Annotated in this window: 1 protein-coding gene and 1 rRNA gene; both read right to left on the bottom strand. The window is 68.4% G+C overall.

Going from position 1 to position 3,005, the window contains the following annotated elements; all coding sequences use genetic code 11:
- Positions 1–2,042: 2,042 nt before the first annotated feature.
- Entirely contained in the window at positions 2,043–2,642 is a 600-nt protein-coding gene (locus M8330_RS21555) for a GNAT family N-acetyltransferase (RefSeq protein ID WP_284705064.1), read from the bottom strand.
- A 239-nt stretch (positions 2,643–2,881) separates the two neighbouring features.
- Positions 2,882–2,998: ribosomal RNA gene (gene rrf, locus M8330_RS21550) — 5S ribosomal RNA — on the bottom strand.
- Positions 2,999–3,005: the final 7 nt, after the last annotated feature.

The raw sequence follows: 3,005 nt of genomic DNA, 5'->3' as shown, positions 1-3,005 counted from the left end.
CCAGGATCAAACTCTCCATCGAAAACCCACACACAGTGTGAGATGATGCAAAATCAATCACTGACAGAAAGAACCTGACAAACTTGTCAGAATCATCGTCAAAGAAACCCACCCACCAACACAACCAGACCAAAGCCCAGCCATGCCAACGAGAGGGGCATAAACAAACTAATTCGTCGACTATCAATGACACACTGTTGAGTTCTCAAGAATCACACGCACCAACCAGACCCATCTCCCGACGAGCCCGAAAGGACTTCCAACACGCTAGCGACGCGTTCTCACAGACCCAAACCAGAGCCCGGCGACGTCTTCGCCAACACATCAACCCCGGGGCCGGAAGCCCGACCAGACCGGCCTTGCTCCCCGCCGCTCCCTGGCGACAGATGAAACAGTAGCCGCCTCCCCCGTACGGCACAAATCGAGGTGGCACCCGGGGGCTTTGTGCAGGTGAGGGTGGGTCCGCGCGCTCCGGGCGTACGCGCCGTCCTCGGCCTGCCTCCTGCCCGCCCTGCCCCGCGTGCTCGCGATCGCCGGCCGACCGGACCGGATCAGCCGTGCACGGCCGCGCTGGCAGCCTCGGCCCATGGTGCGACCTGATGAGGGGTTCGATCACACGAGTCGCGTCGTCCTCCAGAGTTCCTGTCGCGGCTCACTCGCCGCGACCGTGCCGGCCCCTCTGCTCCGGCATGTGGCGGCGGACAGAGATGGTCTCGGGTGCCCCCACTCCCTTCTGCGCGGAGGGCGTCCCCCTCGCCCGACGACGCCGAAGCCTGCGCCGGCCGGCGCTGGGCAGCTGACCGAGTCAGGTTCCGACGTGGCGGAGGGACGTCAACGCGGGTCCCGCCCAGGGCACGAGCCCTGCGTCCCGGCCTTCTCGTCACGCGCACCGTCGGCGAGCCACCAAGGAACCACCGGGTGAGCGAGCACGGCAAGGTCGCCGCTGTCCGTGCCGCGCGGCAGGGCGCGCCTGGACCACGGGCTGGGTACTCAGCCCCCTGGCGCCGTCCCCGCGATCCGTGAGAAGTCCGCGCCGGCCCGGTGGGGTGTTCATGGCGGATGCTGGCCGTCCTTCGCACGGCGCCCCGACGCACCGAGCTCTCGAGCCTGCACGCGTCCGGCGGATGGCGGTAGCGCGCGACCCACTCGTGGCACCTCCCCTCCGTACGCGATCATCACTGCGACCAGACGTCGCGAGGCGACTCGACCACCCTCGAGCTCGCTACGACGCCGACCCCGACGCACCACTCCCCAGTGACGAAGCGGCGTCACGACTGCACGGCGCAGGGAGCACGACGTCGCCCCGGACTCGCAAGAATCGGAGCAGCGGCCTGCGCCGGGTCTGGCGACTGTCCACCCCGCCGCCGCGCGACGACTCGCTCGGCTCGATCGCACGGTGTGCGACCGCTGGGTCAGGGACACCGCTCGAGCAACCGCCCAGTTCCGCTGCTCGAGCGGCAGGACGTCACACCGATGGCGGGGAGTGCGGAATGACGTTCCGTGCACCCCGGCCGCCGCGATCGTCGACGAGCCGGCTACCCGGGCTGCCAGGAAGCGGCCTGGCCGACGCTTCGCAGATCAGCGTGGCTGGGTAACCCGTCTGGCCGCGTGGCAGCGGCGAGGAAGGCGTCCGCGCCCAGTCGCTCCACGGCGACCAAGCCGCTGTGCTGCAGGACCCTGACAATGACGCACTCTGCGTGCCCCTGCGCGCAGTCGCCGCCTTCTCGGTGATCTCCGCGGGCCGATGAGCTGTTCGGGGTCGAGGGCGTCCACGTCCTCGACGTGACCTCGCACGACCACGGCCAGAGCCTCACGATCGTGCTCGATGTCGAGTCCGACGCCGACCCGCCCGGCTGACCCGACTGCGGGGTCGTGGCTGTCAGCCAGAGCCACTGGGTCCAGGTCCTCCACGATGCCCCGTGCTTCGGACGCCCGGTGCGGGTGCGGCGGGGCACACGGATCCGGGGCCGCCCCGAACTCACCTGCCCGCGGTCGACGTGGACCGAGGACCATCCCTACACGCCGACCCGGACCCGCTCGCCTCATGACAAACGCGCCAGGACAATCATGTCCCTTCGCTCGTGACCGATGCGCTGGTAAGAGCGCAGAAGCCCTTCGCGCTGGTAGCCGGCGCCCAGCGCTACCCGGAGCGAAGCTCCATTACTGGGCTCGACGAACAGCTCCAGCCTCTCGATGTCCGGCTGGGACAGCGCCCACTCGCTGGCTGCCTGTAGAGCCGCCGTCGCGAAGCCCTGTGAACGCGCCCCGGGCTTGACCCAGTACCCGAGCGCCGCGCGGCCATGCGCTTCCTCCATGTAACCTGTCCGCCCGTCCGGGGCAGTTGCCCTGATCCACATCCCGATCTGACCGACGGCGTATCCACGTGCGGCGTCGACGATCACCCAGGAGTGACCCAAGCCGCGCTGCGACCGCAGCTCCTGCCGCGCGACGTATCGTTGGGCGCTGCTCTGGTCAGCCTCAAGACCGGTGAGCAGCCGCACGCCGGGGTCTTTGGCGGCCTCGAACACCGCACCCACGTCCAACTCCTCGAAACCGCGGAGTCGAACGCGATCCCCCGGGATCGTCGGTGTCAACGGCTGGCCTGCGTCGGGCGCGTCAGCCCGCGACTCCAGTCTTGCCATGAGCCCTCCACACTGCCCGATCAGTCAACTTCCCGGACATCCTAGGTGCGAGCGCCTTGGAGCGAGATCCGTGCGGCAAGACCTCTGACAGGCCCTTCGCCTTGCCGGGGACCCCGCCCTTGATCGGGCCGTCGAGCCAATGACGCACTCCGGTGGCCTGACAATACTTCCGGAATGCGGAACGCCCGCGCGGGGAGCACTCGGTGGTGCTGCGACCCGGCGGGCGTTCTGCAGTGTATGTCCGGCGGCGTCCTACTCTCCCACAACCTCGCGGTTGCAGTACCATCGGCGCTGAGAGGCTTAACTTCCGGGTTCGGGATGGGACCGGGTGTTTCCCTCTCGCTATGGCCGCCGTAACTCTAG

This window comes from Nocardioides bruguierae (assembly GCF_023656415.1).
Taxonomy (GTDB): Bacteria; Actinomycetota; Actinomycetes; order Propionibacteriales; family Nocardioidaceae; genus Nocardioides; species Nocardioides bruguierae.
Note: the sequence above shows the minus strand (reverse complement) of the source record. Positions and strands in the feature narration are given on the sequence as shown.